The 20,648-nt window shown below is 46.5% G+C and carries 15 protein-coding genes, 1 tRNA gene and 2 rRNA genes; 13 read left to right on the top strand and 5 right to left on the bottom strand.

From position 1 onward, the window contains the following. Positions 1-130, top strand: a 23S ribosomal RNA gene (locus tag RJ32_RS14015); the annotation flags it as partial. Positions 131-280: 150 nt separating this feature from the next. Then, positions 281-396, top strand: a 5S ribosomal RNA gene (gene rrf, locus RJ32_RS14010). A 429-nt stretch (positions 397-825) separates the two neighbouring features. Here rrf and RJ32_RS14005 read toward each other — a convergent pair. Beyond that, a complete protein-coding gene (locus RJ32_RS14005) occupies positions 826-4,206 on the bottom strand; it encodes a translocation/assembly module TamB domain-containing protein (RefSeq protein ID WP_034823059.1) in 3,381 nt (1,126 codons plus the stop codon). Further along, a complete protein-coding gene (locus RJ32_RS14000) occupies positions 4,203-5,930 on the bottom strand; it encodes an autotransporter assembly complex family protein (RefSeq protein ID WP_034823057.1) in 1,728 nt (575 codons plus the stop codon). The genes RJ32_RS14005 and RJ32_RS14000 overlap by 4 nt, the downstream gene beginning before the upstream one ends. A gap of 85 nt (positions 5,931-6,015) precedes the next feature. On the opposite strand from RJ32_RS14000, the gene RJ32_RS13995 reads away from it, so the two are divergent. The 7 genes from RJ32_RS13995 to RJ32_RS13965 all read left to right on the top strand — a co-directional run bounded on the left by RJ32_RS13995 (position 6,016) and on the right by RJ32_RS13965 (position 11,163). Next, positions 6,016-6,873 (top strand): HDOD domain-containing protein, encoded by an 858-nt coding sequence (locus RJ32_RS13995; protein WP_034823055.1) that lies wholly within the window; start codon positions 6,016-6,018, stop codon positions 6,871-6,873. Positions 6,874-6,968: 95 nt separating this feature from the next. Then, positions 6,969-7,045 (top strand) — tRNA-Trp (locus RJ32_RS13990). A 67-nt stretch (positions 7,046-7,112) separates the two neighbouring features. Continuing rightward, positions 7,113-7,433, top strand: a complete 321-nt coding sequence (locus tag RJ32_RS13985) for a hypothetical protein (RefSeq protein WP_034823053.1) — start codon at positions 7,113-7,115, stop codon at positions 7,431-7,433. Continuing rightward, positions 7,420-7,857, top strand: coding sequence for a ribosomal protein S18-alanine N-acetyltransferase (gene rimI / locus RJ32_RS13980; RefSeq protein WP_011235116.1), 438 nt, complete (start codon positions 7,420-7,422; stop codon positions 7,855-7,857). Before RJ32_RS13985 ends, rimI begins: the two co-directional genes overlap by 14 nt. 18 nt (positions 7,858-7,875) lie before the next feature. Then, complete coding sequence (gene deoC, locus RJ32_RS13975) at positions 7,876-8,622, top strand: deoxyribose-phosphate aldolase (RefSeq protein ID WP_034823051.1); 747 nt, start codon at positions 7,876-7,878, stop codon at positions 8,620-8,622. A 4-nt stretch (positions 8,623-8,626) separates the two neighbouring features. Next, on the top strand, positions 8,627-9,967 hold the full coding sequence (gene deoA, locus RJ32_RS13970) for a thymidine phosphorylase (RefSeq protein ID WP_034823049.1): 1,341 nt from the start codon (positions 8,627-8,629) through the stop codon (positions 9,965-9,967). Further along, entirely contained in the window at positions 9,964-11,163 is a 1,200-nt protein-coding gene (locus tag RJ32_RS13965) for a phosphopentomutase (RefSeq protein WP_034823047.1), read from the top strand. The genes deoA and RJ32_RS13965 overlap by 4 nt, the downstream gene beginning before the upstream one ends. Here the strand turns inward: RJ32_RS13965 and RJ32_RS13960 are convergent. Continuing rightward, positions 11,156-12,871 (bottom strand): methyl-accepting chemotaxis protein, encoded by a 1,716-nt coding sequence (locus RJ32_RS13960; protein ID WP_235598964.1) that lies wholly within the window; start codon positions 12,869-12,871, stop codon positions 11,156-11,158. The two genes, RJ32_RS13965 and RJ32_RS13960, sit on opposite strands and share 8 nt — an antisense overlap. A gap of 153 nt (positions 12,872-13,024) precedes the next feature. Between RJ32_RS13960 and prfC the strand changes: the two genes are divergently transcribed. Both prfC and RJ32_RS13950 read left to right on the top strand, forming a co-directional pair. After that, entirely contained in the window at positions 13,025-14,614 is a 1,590-nt protein-coding gene (gene prfC / locus RJ32_RS13955; RefSeq protein ID WP_034823045.1) for a peptide chain release factor 3, read from the top strand. 5 nt (positions 14,615-14,619) lie between these two features. Continuing rightward, positions 14,620-15,417, top strand: coding sequence for a TatD family hydrolase (locus RJ32_RS13950; RefSeq protein ID WP_034823044.1), 798 nt, complete (start codon positions 14,620-14,622; stop codon positions 15,415-15,417). Here RJ32_RS13950 and RJ32_RS13945 read toward each other — a convergent pair. After that, on the bottom strand, positions 15,374-16,006 hold the full coding sequence (locus RJ32_RS13945) for a YtjB family periplasmic protein (RefSeq protein WP_231378585.1): 633 nt from the start codon (positions 16,004-16,006) through the stop codon (positions 15,374-15,376). The genes RJ32_RS13950 and RJ32_RS13945 overlap by 44 nt on opposite strands. A 27-nt stretch (positions 16,007-16,033) precedes the next feature. On the opposite strand from RJ32_RS13945, the gene serB reads away from it, so the two are divergent. Beyond that, a complete protein-coding gene (gene serB, locus RJ32_RS13940) occupies positions 16,034-16,696 on the top strand; it encodes a phosphoserine phosphatase SerB (RefSeq protein WP_034823043.1) in 663 nt (220 codons plus the stop codon). Here the strand turns inward: serB and RJ32_RS13935 are convergent. Continuing rightward, positions 16,670-19,174, bottom strand: a complete 2,505-nt coding sequence (locus tag RJ32_RS13935) for a PilZ domain-containing protein (RefSeq protein WP_034823042.1) — start codon at positions 19,172-19,174, stop codon at positions 16,670-16,672. The two genes, serB and RJ32_RS13935, sit on opposite strands and share 27 nt — an antisense overlap. A gap of 65 nt (positions 19,175-19,239) precedes the next feature. Between RJ32_RS13935 and radA the strand changes: the two genes are divergently transcribed. After that, positions 19,240-20,604, top strand: coding sequence for a DNA repair protein RadA (gene radA / locus RJ32_RS13930; RefSeq protein ID WP_034823041.1), 1,365 nt, complete (start codon positions 19,240-19,242; stop codon positions 20,602-20,604). Positions 20,605-20,648 lie beyond the last annotated feature (44 nt).

The raw sequence follows: 20,648 nt of genomic DNA, 5'->3' as shown, positions 1-20,648 counted from the left end.
GAGATAAGCTGTCACTAGCACTTAGAGTGCTCTGAAGGGTTGTTGAAGACGACAACGTTGATAGGCGGGGTGTGGAAGCGTAGTAATGCGTTGAGCTAACCCGTACTAATTGCCCGTGAGACTTAACCATACAACACCCAAGGTGTTTGGAACGTTACGCACAAGCGAGCGACTTTACCGAATAAGTCGCCTGACATTAATGTCAGGTGAGAAAGTGAATTCAACAGAGTGGCGTACTTTTAAAGACGCGGTCAGTTTTTACATGTTGTGACAGTTTATGTCTGGCGGCCATAGCGGTGTGGCACCACCTGAATCCATTCCGAACTCAGAAGTGAAACACACCAGCGCCGATGGTAGTGTGGGGTCTCCCCATGCGAGAGTAGGTCACCGCCAGACTACAAATAAATAACCCCAGCCCAATCGGCTGGGGTTTTTTTATTTCTGGTGGTGACCTACGACGAGAGTAGGGTGAAGCGGGTCCCTGGTAAAGCCAACCATTTGGCTTTACCCCGCTGAACAGGTTGAGCTCTTCGAAACCTTGTCCAGACTACAAATAAAACAGCCCTCAGCTCACGCTGGGGGCTTTTTTTATGTCTGCTGGGTAGCCTGGACGTTAACGTCAGGTGAGATCCCTGAGGCTGTACTCCTTAACTCCTTTTAAAGCTGAAGCCGCAGCGCATTTACCCCGGTACCCAGCTCACCAACCGGCCTTTCGATTACTCTATCCCGAGCGTCCACCCCAACCACCCCACCTGATGCAAGAGCATCAGGCTTGTATCTACTACAAAACAACCTTTGGTGGCAAAGCGAAGGGAGTTACGGGAATTACTTAGTTTCGATGGTATATATTAAGTCGCCGCCTTGACCTTCAGTGTTTGAGGTAGATTCAAAAAGTAGTCTTTCAGACAGTGTGTAGCGCAGTATGAAAGTAGAGGTTGGTTCTAGTAAGCCAATTCCATACTTAACGTACAGACGAGGAGAGAGGTATTTACCTATATACAAAGAGGTATCATTGACATCAGTGGTTTCCGAATCCAAAGACACTTCATCTAAATCAAAAGTGTCTTTTATGCCTTCAGTTAGAAACTTGGCGCTACGGCCACCAACTAATAGTGCTGCCTGCAGTTCGAGATTATTCGCATCTCCCTGGCTACCCGGCGGTTTCCCGAATAAAAGGTACGAGAGGATAGTACTGTCCGGAAGAGGCGGTGTTGAAAAAAGGCTTAATTCAGGTCGGTTTATAGTACCGGTAACTCTGGCTCCTATCGTCTCAGGCGGCCGCTCGTCGATACCGGTTTTTTCAATATTACGGGTAACTCTAAGATTTAGGGATGGAGTATCTAAAGGCCCCCCATTGAAAAGCAAATCACCGCGTTCAATAGCTAATTTTTGTCCGTAAATCTCGTAATCACCGGATACGACCCCAATACTGCCGTTACCTCGTGCAACGGAATCGGGTTGCTGCGTAATTTGGAGTTTCCCTTTTAAGTTACCTGAAAAACCTAGAGCTTCGACGCGAACTTGTTCTCCTAGACTCACTGTTATATCTGTATTAGTAGAAAACAAAGGAGGATCTTTAGACTCATTTTTCAAAGTAACATCAGCTGACTCAGTGACAGCTTGATCTAAATTCACTGGTGTTATTCGAGCTTTAGGTAGATGTAAATCCCCTCTGACGAATACAAGATCTTTCTCAAGCTTTAGGGAGATATCAGGTGATGCAACAAGGAGAAGATCCGGGGTATCTAAAATCAATAGATCTTTACCCTTTATAACGAGGTTTCCGGTTCGTTTAAATGCATTGAGCTCCCCCTCAATAGCGACATCACCATCACCTATTTTGCCGTCTGCATTAACCGTAAATTCGCCAACATTTGCGTCTGCCGTTAGTTTTGCATTGAGCTCAGTAATTAATGTACCACTGGCTAATACAATGATTCTGTCTGCATTAAGGTTAACTTTTCCTGAAGCAGTTGGATCATTTAAATCACCTGCAATATTGAGATCTGCGCTAGTACTCCCATTGCCGATATCCACTTGCGGTGCAAATAAATTCAGTAACTCTAAACTTTTAGAATTTAATGAAACCTTTCCGGAAAGAGGACTGTCGGGAGCTACTTTTTCGATAGTAAGCTGCCCTGACAGGTTAAAATCGAGTTCGTCAGCTATCGCTGTCATTCCAATATCAATGCCCTCGTCGTCGCGGTTTTTAGCGGTTAAGTTAAGCTGATTTAAAATAACTTTTTCTTCACCAGCCAGTACTTGACTGTTATCCGCGTTAATAGCGCCGTCAAGCTTCCTTAACGTCATATTTTCATAATCGAATGTACCGACAACCTCAGCCGATACCTCTCCAGTTAGCTTGTAAGCGACGTCGGGTAATACAAGAGCTTGCAGTAAATCCAGCGGAATCTCACTGGCATCTGCATCGAAACTTATTAACTTGTCCTGCTGTTCTAACTTAAGGCAGAAGGGATTATCTATCCCTTTGTAATTTAGACAAACTGGCGTTGTATTGAACGTGATGTCCTCATAGTTAAAAACGACCGTGATAGGTTGATTTAAACTAACAGTATTGTAGTCAGGGTGCTTCAGGTTAAATTTATTAAAACCTATTTTAAACTCTGGTTGGTTTAGTTGCCCACTAATATCACCGGTAGCTACAACCTCTCCTTTAACGTCAGAAAGCTCGCTTAAATCTTTAGACGTTACTTGCCAGGTGAGCTTTTTGCCAGGGCTAAGCGCCCCTTCAGCGATAAGTGACTGCGCTCCCCAGCTGGCATTAAACTGGTCAACAAATAAGTAGGGCTCTGACAAACGCAATTTCGCTTCTGCATTGACCGTCCGCTGTTGATATTCACCCGAAATATCCGTAGTTAAAGATAAATTGTCTTTCCAATTGATAGCAGCCTTGCCACTGACAGTTTCATCATTATGAGTAAGTTTCAGGCTTAAGATATTTAGGCTGTCAGACTTAAGTTTAGCTTCAGTAACAAGCTGTAAGTCTTCTTCAAGTACGCCAGACAGTTCGTTACTTAAATTAATTGCAAGCTCATCGAGTTCGCCTTTGGCCTGTAACCGGCCTTCGTGGCTGCTGATACCGTTCGGTTCGTAGGTTATTTTTTCCCAACTTACAGAAGCATCAATTACCGGAGTAGTCGATAGTGATGAAACATTTCCCTGCAAGGTTAGCTGCCCCTGGATATCGCCTCTAGAGTGCACATTGAGTGGTGCGAAGTTTATTATGTTGTCTTGATAGCTAACGGAGCCATCGATATCCATTGTCTGTTGATTAACTGTGACAGCTATGTCGGGCTCGATACTGGCTTGTGTTACTCCACCCTCTCCACGTATATCTCCGGCAAAACTAAATTCAACCTGGTCAGCTCCGACACTTGCCAACCACAGGCTCAGGTCATTCTTCTGCCAATTGCTGTCAAACTGCCAGGTAAGCTCGTTCAGCGGGTTATCGATTTTAGCGGTAACTTCACCGACAAGTCCCTCGAATAGTTCACTATGTGTCGTCAGAGACCGAATGTCGCCAGCTATCTCCGTTTTTACTTTAAGAGAAGGGAAGTCTGGTGAGTGTAAATGGGTGTTATTTTCGAGCTCACTTTTAAAAGGGTAAGATAACGTAGTTTTTCCGGAAATCTCGGTGGTTAGGTATTGGTGCTCCAGACGAAACTGTCTGATATTAAGCTGGCCATCAGCGTTAGCTCTGGCCGATGCTTCAATCGTTAGTTCCTGAGAAGGGGTTTCTAAAATAAAAAAGCGGCTTTCCTTAACCAGCAAGTTACGCAAGTTGACATCTAAAGGCAGCTCAATTTGAATGTCTTCAACAGAAGTTCCAGAATCCGCGTTTTGACTCGAATTCTGAGCCGCGCGAAGACGGATCTCGCCACCAAGGCTTTCTATGTTATCTATTCGAATAACACCGGACAACAAAGCCAGCGGATCCCAGTTTATGATTAGCTTGTTTGGTGTATAGGAAAACGTTTCGCTTTCAAAACGAAAATCCTCAAACTCAAACTCATTCAGCAGAGTTCCATTAAATGCTTTGTACTGGATGTCTACCGGTAGATATTTTTGTCCCTGAGTTAGTATCCAGCGGCTGCCAGTTTCACTGCCAACCAGGCTGATAGCCAGTAGTGGGACTAAAACAACCAGAACAAGAACTGTAATGGCCAACCAACGATAAATGCTCATAAATCGGGGCCTAAGGTAAAGTGCAGGCGCCAGGGCTTATCTGGCTCATCTATTGCCTGAGCCAAATCCAGACGAACCGAACCAATAGGAGAAATCCAGCGAATTCCGAATCCGACACTTTGTTTCAGCTTTTCATTAGGTTCAATCATGGCATTACCAATATCCGTGAATAAAGCGACACGCCAATTTTCCTTAAAGCGATAATCAATTTCTGCGCTGGCAACAGCCAAATAACGGCCACCTAAAATGGTTCCTGTATCGTCTTCTGGTCCTAATTGCTCATAAGCGTAGCCGCGCACGCTGTTGTCCCCGCCAGCGAAAAAACGTAGCGAAGGAGGCAACTGATTAAAATCATCTATATAGGTAGCGCCGGCTTCGGCTCTGGCAAGAAAACGTATATTGTCTGTAACAGGGACAACGGCTTTAAAGCCAAGTTCCACGCTGGCTAAATCGGCATCAGACAAAACTGCTTCACTTGCTGCTTTTAGTGTTACATCAAAACGAAAGCCTTTGTCGATATTCAACCTTCCGTCAGCTGTCACATAGTTCCAATTGGCTTGCGGAATTAAAAACTGACTGGTTCCCGAACTTTCGCCAATTTCGAAGTCATCGCGTTGCCAGTTTAACCCGTACTCGCGTTGCCATTTACCCATTGCAACAACGCTGGATGCGCCAAAGCGATATAGTCGGTTAGTTTGTCCTTCGTTATCTTTATCAGAGGCCTCGGCTCGAATCTGGTAATAATCTGACTGAGGGTTTTGACCCGGAATGATGTAGTTTGCACCAACGCGGCTTTCTACTTCTGATAACTGTGTCATCCCCCTGAGTTGGTGTCCCTGCGTATTGACCCAACGGCGGTTGAGGCTGGCACTAATACGAGCTCCGGTATCGGTTCCGTAACCAACACCGTATTGATACTGGTTTCTGAAGTTAGGCTCGGAGCTGACAGAGATAGGTACTGTGTGCTCTTCGGCATTTCCCCAGTCCGGACTGACCTGAACTTGAGAGAAATATCCGCTGTCACCTAATGCTACTTGTAATTGACTGAGTTCCTGTGTGCTGTAGCCTTCGCCGTGTTCAAAAGGAACAAAGCGATGGAGCAGTTCGTCGTCGAGTATATCCTGTTCGAATGTGACCTGCCCGTACTCGTAGCGTTTCCCGGAATCAAAAATCACTTCTATATCAGCGGTGTTTTCTGCAACATCAATTTCGACATTGTGTTTTATAAAGCGAGCATCGTGATAGCCGCGCTGACTCGCTAATGACAATAACCTGGACTTAACTTGTTCGTAAGTACTATGAATAAAACGTTGTTTTTCTTTGAGGCTATTATTCTCTATTATGTTCTCGAACGCCTCGTCTTCAGCCGCGTCGCCCCGAATTTCCCACATGTTTTTAGCAATTTTTACCGGGTCATTCAGCTCAATTTGGTACGCAGCTGACCAACCTCCCTCAATGGTTTCTAGTTGAGGATTCACTTCAACCTGATAATATCCATATGGGCGGAGTGCTTTTTTAATGTCGGCAGGTGCTTGTCTATGTAGATACCGGACTCTATAGTCGGCGTAACTTTTGTCTTTATCCAGACGGGCTATTTGTAATAGCGCCATAACATTGGCGTACTCGTCTCCCTCAACACCGGAGACCGCAACTTCAACTGAAGCAAGAGCCAGCCCGTTGAAAAGTATACTAAAACTAAAAAGAATAAATCGAAAGTAACGCATTGAAGTGTTATACCAGACAAAAAGTTAAGACATAATCGCATGCTTTAAGATTTCATGTAAATCATTGGTTCAACCCGGAGACTCTATGGCGATAGAAATTACGACGGCAGAAAAACGATTGTTACAAAGAGTAAGTATTCCACCGCGCCCCGAAACTTTGCTAACTGTGAGTCGTGAAGCCAAAAAAAGTGAACCTGATGTCACCGTTATCGCTGAATCTATTTCGGCTGATATGAGTATAGCCGCCGCTGTTTTACAGGTTGTTAATTCTGCCGCTTACCGCAGAGCAAGAGAGGTCGATTCAATTCAGCAGGCCGTCATGACGCTTGGCTTTCGCCGGGTTTTTCCGATTGTAAGGGCGGTTGCTCTTAAGTCGGCTTTGACATCTGACTATGATCTCAGCGAGTTCTGGCGTTATAACGAGTGGGTTGCCGGGGCCTGTGTGATGATCGCTGAAGCCATCGGACGACCGGAATTGAGAGATCATGCTTATATGCTGGGTCTTTTTCAAAGCTCAGGAATACCGGTTATGTTGGCTGAGTTCGATGATTATGCTGACTTACTAAATGCCGCAGAAAGTACTCCCTGGCAGCAGGTACAAGCTAAAGAGCTAGAGCTTTTCCAGACTTCACACACTACTATCGGTGCGCTGTTGGCACAACAATGGAAGTTGCCGAAAATTGTAGTTGAAGTCATTTATTATTTGTTTGAAGACAGTTCAATTTTCAATCACTCCAGCGAACTTGACAATTTAACCCTCGACTTATTGGGAATACTAAAGATATCGCGATACGCAATTGATTTGAGAACCCGCAGTTTGGCCGGAGAAGAAGAATGGCAGTATGTTCAGGATGGCGTACTTGAGCATTTTCAAATTGATGAGTTTAAGGTAGATGAGATGCTGCAGATTGTTCATGAGGAGCTTTTTGATACAGAAGCCTAGCCATAATTGTTTAATTTATCTGCAAACAGTAGGTTAAGCCGTAAATATCGCTTGTCTGAATACTGGGTGTCGGTATAATTCTCCGCTCAAGCGTTAGGGGCGTAGTTCCAATTGGTAGAACAGCGGTCTCCAAAACCGACGGTTGGGGGTTCGAATCCCTCCGCCCCTGCCAGTTTCTAACTGGCTATCCTTCCCAAGCTTGAGTAAACTGCATTTATCTGTTTTCAACGGTAATCGTCATGCTCCCAGAATGGACCAGTCAACAACGCGCCGCATTACAAGTTATGGGTATTCCCATTTGGGAAAAGAAACGTGCATCGGCACCGGTATTTTATTATCGTCTGGGCCCTCTCTATTTGCGTGGAGAGAGAGAATTGCCTGTTTCTTTGCCCGGTTGGCTTGATGATCTTTGTTTGTACTTCGAGCAACGCCCGGTTGCTATAAAAGCCCCCTCTAAAACTCCAGATGTGTGTTTCGATTACACTGACAGTCTGAACGATTCATTTCCGGTGGAAACAAAAAAATCTCTCTGGCAACAACTTAAACATGCAAAGCTTTAATATCGAGGATTTTCGACCCGGTGAGCTTGAGTTTTCGGTCGAAAAGAAAGCACATCGTACCCCCTGGCCCTGGTCTGTATTTAGTGAAAGCCATGGTGAACAATATCGTTGTCGGCGGCTATTGAGCGACTCAAGGGTTATTGGTTTTACTATTAGCCAGTTAGTTGCCGATGAGTTGACGTTGCACAATATTGCTGTGGATCCTGACTTTCAGGGGCAGGGCTTTGGTTACAAACTCATGCAGGACTTATTAGACTATGCTGAAAAGAAACACTGCGTTGTGTTTCTGGAAGTTCGTGCTTCCAATGCTGCCGCTATCCGCTTATATGAAGGCAATGGATTTGATACGGTAGGGCGCAGAGTCAATTATTATCCAGCCGCCGACGGGCGTGAAGACGCTTTAGTTATGCGTTGGGAAAGCTAATAACCAAATGGAGTAATTATGCCATCAACACAACAGGTACGGGCACTACAGGCCTTGTCCTTTATGGATTTAACCACGTTGAATAACGATGATACCCGAGAGGTTATTGAAGACTTATGCCAACGTGCCTCGATAAATAAAAAGAGTGTCGCTGCGGTTTGTGTGTTCCCTGAATGGGTGGCGTTGGCTCGCCAGTTTCTCAACGAGCAGGGGCTGGATACCAAAGTCGCTACGGTTACTAACTTTCCTGATGGCAGTACCAATGTCGCCCGCGCCGCAGCAGAAACCGAGCGAGCTATAGCGGCCGGAGCGCACGAGGTTGACGTGGTCCTGCCTTATGCTGCTTTATTGCAGGGTGATGAGAGCACCCCGGCTGAATTGGTAAGAGAGTGCAAGGATATTTGCGGCGATTCTGTTCAGCTAAAAGTCATTATTGAGTCAGGTGAGCTTCAGCAACACGATAAAATTGTTCTGGCTAGTGAGTTAGCTATTGCTAACGGCGCTGACTTTATTAAAACCTCAACCGGAAAAGTATCGATAAATGCCACCTTGAAAGCGGCGGAAGCTATGCTGGGGGTCATTAAATCCAGTCAAACAGATTGTGGTTTTAAAGCCGCAGGCGGAATCCGGACTCTGGATGATGCGGTTCAGTATATTGAGTTAGCCGAGCGGATTATGGGTGAGGACTGGGTCACAGCTGATAATTTCCGCATCGGAGCCAGTAGCCTGTTGCAGGATCTCCAAAGCCTTTTGGTTAAGGTTTAAGTTTATGTTTTTGGCGCAAGAAGTTATTCGCAAAAAGCGTGACGCTGTAAGTTTATCCGACACCGATATTCAGCAGTTCGTTAACGGAATTTGCGATGACAGCGTCAGTGAGGGGCAAATAGCTGCGTTGGCTATGGCTATTTATTTTCGCGGTATGTCGGCGCAGGAAAAAACAGCTTTAACCGTTGCTATGAGAGATTCCGGCGATGTTCTTGACTGGCGACAGGACAATTTAAATGGTCCGGTATTGGATAAGCACTCAACCGGCGGTGTCGGTGACGTCGTTAGCTTAATGCTGGGTCCTATTGTCGCAGCCTGTGGTGGCTATGTTCCGATGATTTCGGGGCGTGGTCTGGGACATACTGGCGGTACGCTGGATAAATTTGACGCCATCCCCGGCTATCAGACCGCGCCGGATAATCGGCGCTTTCGCGACACGGTTAAGCAGGCTGGTGTTGCCATTATTGGGCAAACAGGGCGTCTGGCACCAGCTGATAGCCGCTTTTACGCAACGCGCGATGTGACCGCGACAGTGGAGTCGATTCCGTTAATTACAGCTTCTATTCTGGCAAAAAAGCTGGCTGAAGGCCTTGATGGTTTGGTTATGGATGTTAAAGCCGGTAACGGTGCATTCATGCCAGGATACGATGAGTCGAGAGATTTAGCGCAGAGTCTGGTGAGTGTTGGCCGGAAACTGGGAGTAGAAACCACGGCGCTTATTACTGACATGAATCAGGCATTAGGTTCAGCTGCCGGTAATGCGGTTGAGGTTCAGTTAGCCGTCGATTATTTAACGGGAAAGCGCAGAGATAAACGCCTGCATCAGGTAACAAAAGCCTTATCTGCTGAGTTGCTGGTGTCGGGAAACTTGGCTAAAAGTACTGACCAAGCTGAGGTTATGGTTGAAAACGTACTGGGAAGCGGTTTGGCGGCGGAACGTTTCGCCAAAATGGTCGGTTCTTTGGGCGGACCTCACGACTTTCTGGAAAAAAGCGACCAGTACCTGCCCCAGGCAAACCTGAGAAAACCGTTAAAGCTTCCCGCCGAGTATCATGGGCTATATTTATCGGAAGTGAATACAAGAGAATTGGGAATGGCGGTTGTCTGTTTAGGTGGAGGCCGGCGCAAAGCTGATGATAAATTGGATTTAAGCGTTGGTATGACCGATATCCTGACAGTTGGATCGAAAGTGGACTCAGAGAGTGTCATTGCAACAGTACATGCCAGTAACGAGTCGGACTGGCAAGAGGCTGCTGACAGCATACTGAAAGCTTTGAGTTTTTCCTCTACCCCGCCGGAGCCCGACTCTGTTATCTATGAGCGCATAGCCGGAGAGACTGAATGAGCAGAGCCATTGTTCTGGTATTAGATTCGTTTGGTATTGGTTCAGCCCCCGACGCTGATAAGTTTGGTGATGAAGGCGCTGATACTTTTGGGCATATTGCGGAATACAGGTATCAGCACGGACAACCCCTGCAGTTACCTAACCTTACCCGGCTGGGTTTAGCTAAAGCTCATAAAGAAGCGACAGGCACCTATGCCAAAGGTTTTCACGAAGTGGAAACTCATGGTGCTTATGCCTGTGCCGCAGAACTCTCGTCGGGAAAAGACACACCCTCTGGTCACTGGGAGTTAATGGGCGTTCCCGTACACTTCGAATGGGGGTATTTCCTCAATGAAGAGAACAGTTTTCCCAATGAATTGTTAACTCAAATTCTTAAGGCCTGCGAACTCGACGGTTATCTTGGTAATTGCCATGCTTCGGGCACTGAAATCCTAAAGCAGTTAGGTGAGCAGCACATTCGTAGCGGTTATCCTATTTTTTATACCTCTGCCGATTCCGTGTTTCAAATTGCCGCGCACGAAGAACATTTTGGTCTGGAGCGTTTATATCAGGTATGCGAGAAGGTTAGGGCGCTTATAGAGCCATATAATATTGGTCGTGTTATTGCGCGTCCTTTTGTTGGCGATAAAGCGGACAACTTTGAGCGTACAGCCAATCGTAAAGACTACTCTGTTTTACCACCTAAGCCGACGGTGTTGGATAAGCTTCAAAATAAAGGCGGCAAGGTTATTGCTATCGGTAAAATCTCGGATATTTTTGCCGGGCAGGGCGTTTCCGAGTCGGTCAAAGCCTCGGGGCTGAACGGGCTTTTAACGGCCACATTAAACGCAATGGAGAAATCCCCGGAGAACACATTAATTTTTACCAATTTAGTGGATTTTGACACCTTATACGGACACCGGCGGGACATTGATGGCTATGCCCGGGAACTGGAAACGTTCGACCAATGGTTGCCTGTTATTGAATCGGCAATGAAACCGGATGATGTTTTGGTATTAACCGCTGATCACGGCTGCGATCCCACCTGGCAGGGAACCGATCATACCCGTGAATTTATTCCTTTATTACTGTCGGGTCAAAACGTGCAGGCGGGTAACCGGGGGAAACGACACAGTTTTGCCGATTTAGGGCAGACACTGTGTCGTTTATTTGACTTACCCGCGATGGAAGAAGGCAAGGCGATTAAGCTTAGCTAACACGATACCGCTTAACGTTGTTCTCAAGTTGTGCCGCAGTGTTACTAAGCTCTTTCATATGCTCTCCGGCCTGTTGAGTGCCATCGGCGGTTTGCTTCGCAATATCGACAATTGCGGTCATATTTTGGTTTATGGTTTCCGAAACCGATGTTTGCTCTTCCGCTGCAGTCGCAATTTGAGCGTTCTGCGTGTTAATGGTGTTTACCGCCTCCAGAACTTTCGCCAAAGCGTTTTCCACTTCCGCCGCCTCGGCGACACTGGTTTCACTTCCCTGTTTTATGGAGGCCATAACATTCGACACTTTTTTACTGCCTTGCTGCAGTTGCTCTATCATCGATTCAATTTCGTGAGTGCTGTCCTGAGTTCGTTTTGCCAGAGTGCGAACCTCGTCGGCAACAACGGCAAAACCTCTGCCAGCTTCACCTGCACGAGCCGACTCTATTGCCGCGTTAAGCGCCAGTAAGTTGGTCTGTTCAGCAATGCCTCGAATAACATCAAGCACGGAGCCAATTTTCGCTGAGTGCGCGTTAAGCTGTTCAACCTCTGATGCACCATTTTCCACTTTTTCTGCCAGACCGTGAATGACATTAACGGCTTTGGTCAGCAGGTGATTACTTGAATGAACCAATTCTTCTGCCTGTTCAGCTGCTGATGACGCTTCGCTGGCGCTACGGGCGACTTCATGAGAGGCCGTCGACATTTCGTTAATGGCGGTTGCCACCTGCTCACTTTCTGCCTGCTGCTCGGTTACTCCCTCGCGAGCGTCAATCAGAACTTTGTCGAGCTTTTGAGTGGAGCGGCTGACGGAGCTCGCAGAATGACGGATATTGGTTACCATATCGGAAACCTGGTCGGCAAAATCGTTAAAGGCCTGCCCAAGATCGGCCATTTCATCGTTGCTGGTCGTATCGAGGCGCTGGGTGAGATCACCGTCACCTTTTGCAATTCTTTCCATAGCGTTAAGGGCGTTACGCAGTGGTCGTGTAATTCCTTTGACCACAAACAACGCCAGCGCGGCGATAATCAGCAATGCAATAACTGAGGCAATGATGGTTTCAATAACGGCGTCGGCTAGTGCTTCATCAACATTATTTTCAATTCTGGCGGCTTCCTGCTCCATTCCGGCTGTCCAAAAGCCAGTACCTATTACCCAGTTCCACTCGTTTAGTAGCTTGGCGTATCCAAGTTTAGGATTGACTTGCTGCTGAGTATTCTGCCAGTCATATTTGACGAAACCGCCACCACCTTCTGCTTCTTCAATAAGCTTTCTGATAAGGTAAACCCCATTAGGGTCCTGAAAGTCGAACAGGTTTTTACCTTCAAGGCTTTGATTAACGCCATGAGCAACACTGACGCCCTGACGGTCATAAACAAAGAGGTAACCCACATCACCAGAGTCATCAAAGCGTAGTTGCCGTAGTATTTGCTTTGCGCGTTCTTGTCTTTCCTGTAACGAGCCCAGAGAAGTGTCTTTTACAAGGTGCTGGATAGAAGTAAATGCTAACTCCAAATAGTTAGAAAGCTCCTCTCGACTGTCTTTTTCCATTTGCGTTGTGAATTCTTCAACGGCGTTTTGTCCGACAGTCGTCGACTGAGACAAGTTATACCAGGTTAAGAACACGGCAATAAGTACCGGGGGGATAAGTGCCAGAGAAAATACTTTCGCTTTTATCGTCAGTTGCATGGGCAGGTTACTCGGGTTGTTCATGTCAGTTTGTAGTTTAGTACAGGCTCGGAATGCTATCTTTTAGACGTTAGTACCGTATCTATCTCAGATTATAACAATCCATGGTTTGTGTATCGGCAGCAGATCAGCGAAAATAAGCAATATAGTTAAATTTAACCAATAAGAGTCTTGTTGATGTCTGAATCCAGCTTGCAGAATGAAGTCGCGAAACGTCGTACCTTTGCCATTATCTCTCACCCGGATGCCGGTAAAACCACGATTACTGAAAAGGTCCTGTTGCATGGTCAGCAGATCCAAAAAGCGGGAACGATAAAAGGCAAGAAATCTGGTCAGCATGCAAAGTCAGACTGGATGCAAATGGAACAGGAGCGGGGCATATCGGTAACTACCTCAGTAATGCAGTTCCCTTATCATAATGCCCTGGTGAATCTATTAGATACTCCCGGACACGAAGACTTCTCAGAAGATACTTACCGTACCCTGACTGCCGTTGATTCTTGTTTAATGGTTATTGACGGCGCTAAAGGTGTTGAGGACCGAACCATTAAATTGATGGAAGTCACTCGTTTACGTGACACTCCTATTATCACTTTTATGAACAAACTTGACCGTGACATTCGTGACCCGCTGGAGTTGTTGGATGAAGTGGAAGATGTTCTGAAAATTATGTGCGCACCTATTACCTGGCCGATTGGTTCCGGCAAAAACTTTAAAGGGGTTTATCACCTTCTTAAAGATGAAACGATTTTATATAAAACCGGGCAGGGGCACCGAATTCAGGAAGAGACCATTATAAAAGGTCTTGATAACCCTGAGTTAGATGAGAAGCTAGGCGTCTGGGCAGATGAGCTACGTGAGCAAATCGAGTTGGTGAATGGCGCGTCGAACCCCTTTGATAAAGAGCTTTTTCTCGCCGGTGAATTGACGCCGGTATTTTTCGGAACGGCGTTAGGTAACTTCGGTGTGGATCATATGCTGGATGGTCTGGTCGACTGGGCACCTAAACCTCAAGGGCGGGAAACCGATCAACAAGAAGGCGTTAGTGCCACCAGCGAAGACTTCTCCGGTTTCATTTTTAAAATTCAGGCGAATATGGATCCGCGTCACAGAGACCGGGTTGCCTTCATGCGTATTGTGTCCGGTAAGTATGAGAAAGGTATGAAAATGCGTCAGGTTCGTACAGGTAAAGACGTGCGTATCAGTGATGCATTAACCTTTTTAGCCGGTGACCGTTCGCACGTGGAAGAAGCTTATCCAGGCGATATCATTGGGCTTCATAACCACGGAACCATTCAAATCGGCGATACCTTTACCGCCGGCGAAGACTTCAAGTTTAGCGGTATTCCGAACTTTGCGCCTGAGCTTTTCCGTCGTATCCGTCTGAAAGATCCACTAAAGCAGAAGCAATTATTAAAAGGCTTAGTGCAGTTATCTGAAGAGGGCGCCGTGCAGGTTTTCCGTCCGCTTATCAGCAACGACCTGATTGTTGGCGCTGTTGGTGTACTGCAGTTTGATGTGGTTGTTCATCGCCTGAGAACAGAATACAAAGTGGATGCCATGTACGAAAATATTAACGTCGCGACAGCGCGCTGGGTGAGTAGTAAAGACGAGAAGAAACTGGATGAGTTTCGTCGTAAAGCAGAAGCGAATCTGGCATTAGATGGCGGTGACAACCTGACCTACATTGCCCCGACTATGGTGAACTTAAGCCTGGCAGAAGAGCGTTACCCTGATATTGAGTTTACTCACACACGCGAACACTAAAGCTTATGAATACGCTTTACGACACTCATTGCCATATTGATTTTCAGGCATTTGATGAGGATCGGGGGCAAGTTTTAGAAGCGGCTGCCGAAGCCGGAGTTGAGCGTTTTATGGTGCCGGGTGTTAGTGCTGAGCAATGGCCCCGGCTGCAGCAGTTAGTTAATCAGTTTGCAAGCTGGCGCTTTGCTTTAGGTTTGCATCCCTGGTTTATTCAACAACATAATCTGAACCACCTGCAAGAGCTTGAACAAGCCTTAGATACTCCGCATGAGAGGTTACAGGCAGTGGGGGAGGTGGGGTTAGATGCTACCTGCGATAATTCCGAGCTGCAGCGCGAGCTCTTTATTGAACAGCTGAAATTAGCGAAGAACTATCGCCTGCCAGTGATTATACATCACCGTAAAACTCTGGAGACAACTCATCCGTTAGTCAAACAATATGGTCCTGAGCAAGGCGTTATACACGCCTTCAGTGGCAGCTATGAGCAGGCTATGAAGTTTGTTGATTGCGGTTATAAGTTGGGTGTTGGCGGAGTAATTACTTACACCCGGGCACAAAAAACGCGACAGGCAATAGCCAAAGTACCGCTATCAGCTTTGGTGCTAGAGACTGATTCACCGGATATGCCTATTTGCGGACATCAGGGAGAACGTAATGAACCGGCAAGGATTGCAAAGGTTTTGAGCGTTTTAGCCGAGTTGAGAAAGGTTGATAAAGACTCACTTAGCGAGGCTTTATGGAAGAACAGTTGTGAGCTGTTTAATGAGGCTCAACCTGCCAGTAACGATCACGTATCCGGTTAAAGCCAAGCATAATAAACACACCGGCTAGCATCGCCAGAAGAAGTAAGAGTTTACCTTGTTGCATCAGGCCGTTATGGGCGGTCTGGCTTTGCTTCAATAATAAATTTTTATCGAAAATGACCTGTAAATAACCACTCACATTGTCTTCCAGGTTAATTTCTTCAACCAGTACCCATGGCTCAGAAGTGTCTTCGCTAGTGGGCCAGTCAATAATGGATGAATTAACGCCACTGTGCACGAGCAGTTCACCAAAACGGTTACGAATGGTTGCCGCCATAACTTCGGGGTGGCTGGCGATATTGTCGGTCAGAGCAGTTAAGCGCTCGGTATTTTGATGTTCAAGCCAATAATGCGCTTCGTGCTCGGCCTGATCCATCATAAGCTGAGTTACCGACTGAGTTTGCGAGAAAAGTTGCTGTTGCGACTGGACACTGGCAATATTCCAGACATTAATAATGATTAGCAGTAATCCACCGGCAGCGGCTAAGCGCAGAGCACGTTTCGTCATAATACGAATAATGGCTTTGGTTTTATTGTTAAGCAAAGTACTTTTTACTCTTTGCCATTGCCTGGATTCTGTTAGTCGCATGAGTTCAGCTCAGGAGTTTCCCGTTAAATGAAACACAGTTCTGGTTTAATTGTTTTCGACATGGATTCTACCTTAATTCATATTGAGTGTATCGACGAAATTGCACGATTAAACAACCGTTATACTAAAGTCTCGGCCATAACGGAAGCCGCTATGAGGGGAGAAATTGATTTCGCAGAGAGCTTAACCCAGCGTGTGGCCTGCCTCGAAGGCATTAAAGAGTCTGATCTGGAAAGTTTATTTTCACCTATTCCATTTAACCCCGGCGCTAAAGAACTTATTCAGGCGCTGCAAGCCGCGGGCTGGAAAACTGCACTGGTTTCCGGTGGTTTCACCTGGTTTGCAAACCGGGTTCAGGCGGCTCTGAATCTGGATGCGGTTATCGCTAACCAGTTGGAAGTAGCCGATGGCTGTCTGACCGGGAAGGTATTAGGTGACATTGTTGACGCTAAAGTTAAAGCTGAACAGCTTCAGCAACTGGCCGGGCACTGGAATATTCCGTCTGACCGAACCGTTGCGGTAGGAGACGGCGCCAACGACGCCTTAATGCTTAAAGCCGCTGCTGTTGGTATTGCTTTTAATGCAAAACCGGCATTGCAGGCTATTGCGGATTATTCTGTCAATTCCAATAACTTACTCGAGATACTAGGCTACCTTAAACAGTCAGAACTTATTGAGCCAGTTATTTAAGCGCTCCTGTTGCTCCTTAATGGCGTCGGTGCCCGTTAAGGCAAACTCCAGTAAGCTTTCGGTCACATCAACCGTGTCTGCAATGGCGTATACCTGCCACAAGTCTTCTTCTATTTCCTGCGCCCGATAAGCGGCATAGCGGCTAATGTAATTCAGTTCGGCCTGAATAAACTGAGTATCAGGGCGTCCTGTTCTGGAAAGAGTCACAGTGACAGCCCGAAAGATAGAATTGGGTATGCTTTGCTCAATAAAAGATTCAATAGCCTGGTTGTCATTACCTTCCAGCCATTGGGTCTGAACTATGTCCTCACCATTTTGACGATATAACCGCAGTAACAGCAATAAAGTGACAGGTTCCGATGTACGATCCATCTCATTTAACCTGGGGAGAAGTTCTTCTGTTAACGAAGAGCCTCGCAGCAGCGGTTGTAAATTAATAGCACTTGGCTGACTGCCGGGAAATTTAGCTAATAATTTAGCCCATCCGGATGGCCAGTTAGAGAGACCAGCCCTGCGCACAGAAGTTTTACGTTTTTTATTTCTGTACAGAAATACCGGTAATGAGCCCGGAGCGTCACAGTACAAATTGCGCAGACATAGTTCCAGCCCATTTATTGAGGTGTTTTCCACTTGCAACTTAAGAAGGTCACGCTGTTCACGAATTAAAAAGCGTATGAACTCCGAGCCCATGTGTTGTTCATTGTCACCTTCAATTTTCAAACGCAAGGTGGTGCGGGCATCGTCAACAGAAGCTATGGTGTAAGCTAAATGGTCTAACTTGGCTTTTTTATAGAGCTTCTTAAAGCCGGTCAGCGAAATGTCGACGTTGTCACCTTTTTCTGCCGGTAAAGGTGTATCAATTTGTACTTGCAGACCGCTGACGGAAAGGTCAATGATCATGCCGTCACGAACCAGCTTGCCAACTTTAACCCGGCAACGACTGCGGTAGCTGAAGCGTTTCTCACTGCGTAAGTTAATAAACTCAAGGCGTGCTTCTTTAGTACGAATAGGTGTGGACGGTGGGTGCGCGAAAGCTTTTAATGATGATAACTGCTCTTTTTCAATACCGGTATCGAAAAAGCCCTGCAAACTATCCGTTATATCGTTGACCACTCCCATATATCGTAAGGGTGCTATCGCTCGTTTAACTTGTGCTGTAGGCGGGTTGATGCGAAACGGAACATTAATGTTCTTCGGAACGCTCTGGGGTTGCCATGCCTGATTCAAATCTACCCGACGTAAATCAATTTGATAAACTCGCCAGGACGCTTTTTTACTGCCAAAGGCAATATAGGTGTCCCATAAACCGGTTTTTTGCAGCTCTTCTGCGGTGGCAGAGTAGTTGTAAATTTTTCCGCGGGCGGTAATAGAAAAGGTCATTACCAGCAACCGAGTTTGCTCCTTTTGAGCTAAGTCGTGCAGTAACCAGCGGCTGCGGCGCAGATTAAAAATAGAACCGAAACTGATTTGATTCAGTTCATTAATCCAGTTACTTAAAATAAAGCGGTTGTTGTCGGTGGTTAATACGTAATCGGCTACCAGTTGTTTGTTTGCCTCAGAAAAGAACACCGGCAACTGCTGCATCCTGGGCAACAGGAATTGCTCGTGTCCTTTATTGAGTATGGTGTTGTAAGTATTATCAATATTAACGCGGTAGCGTTTTTTATAACCATTAATGAATCGATGAAAAAACTTATCCAGTTCGGCTGACTGATAGTCCGGATCTCGATTCAAGCTTAAGTAATGTTTACCGTCTACTTCCTGAACTCCGACAATGCGATAGGGAATTCGTGTTTCGGGGTTTACCGTGAACTCTTTCGCCAACCCGGTAAAATAAAGCGACAGTGAATCGCCGTATTGCAGATTATGTTCGTCGTTAACGCGCACGCGCATCCCGGTAATGGAAATATCAGCTGTTACCGCCTGATAATTTTTTCCTTTACTGTCTTCCAGCCCGACTTCGATGGTAAAATTCATTCGTTCTTCGGCGCGGTAAGGGTACTGGCCAAAGTGGAATGTCTCTAAAAGGTAAGATTCAGCCTCGTTGTCGTTGTTTAAAAATGGTGACTGGCCACTTAAGGGCTCGGCGTTGTGGTTCGCTAAACTTTGTGCGAAGGCTCTTTCTTCTTCGCGAGCCTGGCGTAAATGATTGTCTGCATCCAGTATTTGTTCAAAAGTATCCTGGGTGAAAACGCCTTTATAGGTTTCCAGACCCTGCTCAAAAATTTCAATAGCAACATCGTCAAGCTGATGCCTGCGCCCATTGTATTCGTAAGGACGGCACTCGCCATCGACCTGATTACGCAAATCAACAGTGCGATGACAGGGAGCAGCTAAACGTCTAAGCTCCATTTTAAGCTTGAACTTTGTGGGACCATCTTCGTTTTCAGTTAACGACTGAAATAAGGTGTCAAAGTCAGTATCGTAAACGACGGGTTTTAACTGATCGATAAGTTGGTCAAAATAAAGGTTCGGCATCAAAGTCTAATATTTTTTATAGTTATTCTTGAATAATACCTCATCATAAAACGAGAAGCAGACGAATGGCAAAAGCAAAAAGTGCGTATGTGTGTAATGACTGTGGCGCCGACTTCCCGCGCTGGCTTGGGCAATGCCCGGAATGTAAGGCCTGGAACACGCTAACTGAAATTCGTTTAACATCAAAAACAACTTCTACTTCATCTGAACGGCGGGGCTTCAGCGGTATTACCGAAGGCCGGGTGCAAACCCTGAACGAGGTGGACTTACAGGAAGTTCCGCGTTTTAGCTCGGGCTTTCAGGAGTTTGACCGCGTTTTGGGCGGCGGCGTTGTGCCCGGATCGGCCATACTCATCGGCGGTTCACCGGGCGCGGGAAAAAGTACGTTATTACTGCAGGCCTTATGCAAACTGGCAGAACGCATGCCTGCATTATACGTTACCGGCGAGGAATCTCTGCAGCAGGTGGCAATGCGGGCGCAGCGGCTTAACCTGCCGACGAATAAACTGCGTATGTTGTCCGAAACCTCAGTGGAAAGCATTTGCCAGCTGGCTGATAAAGAAAAACCTGCCATTATGGTCATTGATTCCATTCAGGTGATGCATATGGCGGATATTCAGTCGGCACCGGGCAGCGTATCTCAGGTGCGCGAATCAGCCGCGTTTTTAACGCGTTACGCCAAACAAAAAAATGTCGCCATTATTATGGTCGGACACGTGACCAAAGAAGGACATCTGGCCGGGCCAAAAGTGCTGGAACATTGCATTGACTGCTCTGTACTTCTGGATGGCTCATCAGATTCCCGTTATCGCACTCTGCGTGGCACCAAGAACCGGTTTGGTGCGGTAAATGAACTCGGAGTATTTGCGATGACAGGTGGTGGACTGAAAGAGGTCTCGAATCCATCGGCGATATTCCTGCAACGCGCGGAAGATCAAGGCAATGGCTCTGTGGTGATGGTGATCTGGGAAGGTACCCGACCTTTGTTGGTCGAGATTCAGGCATTGGTAGATTACTCGGCTCTTGCGAATCCTCGGCGGGTTGCGGTAGGACTTGAAGCTACGCGTCTTGCACTGTTGTTGGCCGTTCTGCACCGGCATGGCGGTTTACAGGTATCGGATCAGGACGTTTTTGTGAACGTCGTTGGCGGAGTGAAGGTATCTGAAACCTCTGCGGATTTAGCTTTATTATTAGCTATAGTGTCGAGTTTCAAAGGCGAACCTCTGGCACGTGAGTTAATCGTGTTTGGCGAAGTCGGGTTAGCCGGCGAAATACGCCCGGTACCTAATGGTCTGGAGCGTTTAAACGAAGCGGCTAAGCATGGTTTTAAAAAAGCTATTGTACCTATTGGTAATAAGCCCAAAACCTCGCCCAAGGGTATGGAAGTTATTGGGGTGAAAAATCTTCAGCAAGCGCTGGATGTCATGTAATTCGGAAATAAAAAAGGGGAGCGATAAAGCTCCCCCTTTGCTAT

This window comes from Idiomarina sp. 28-8, from assembly GCF_000320945.2.
Lineage (GTDB): Bacteria > Pseudomonadota > Gammaproteobacteria > Enterobacterales > Alteromonadaceae > Idiomarina > Idiomarina loihiensis.
This window is presented reverse-complemented; position numbering and strand designations above follow the sequence as displayed.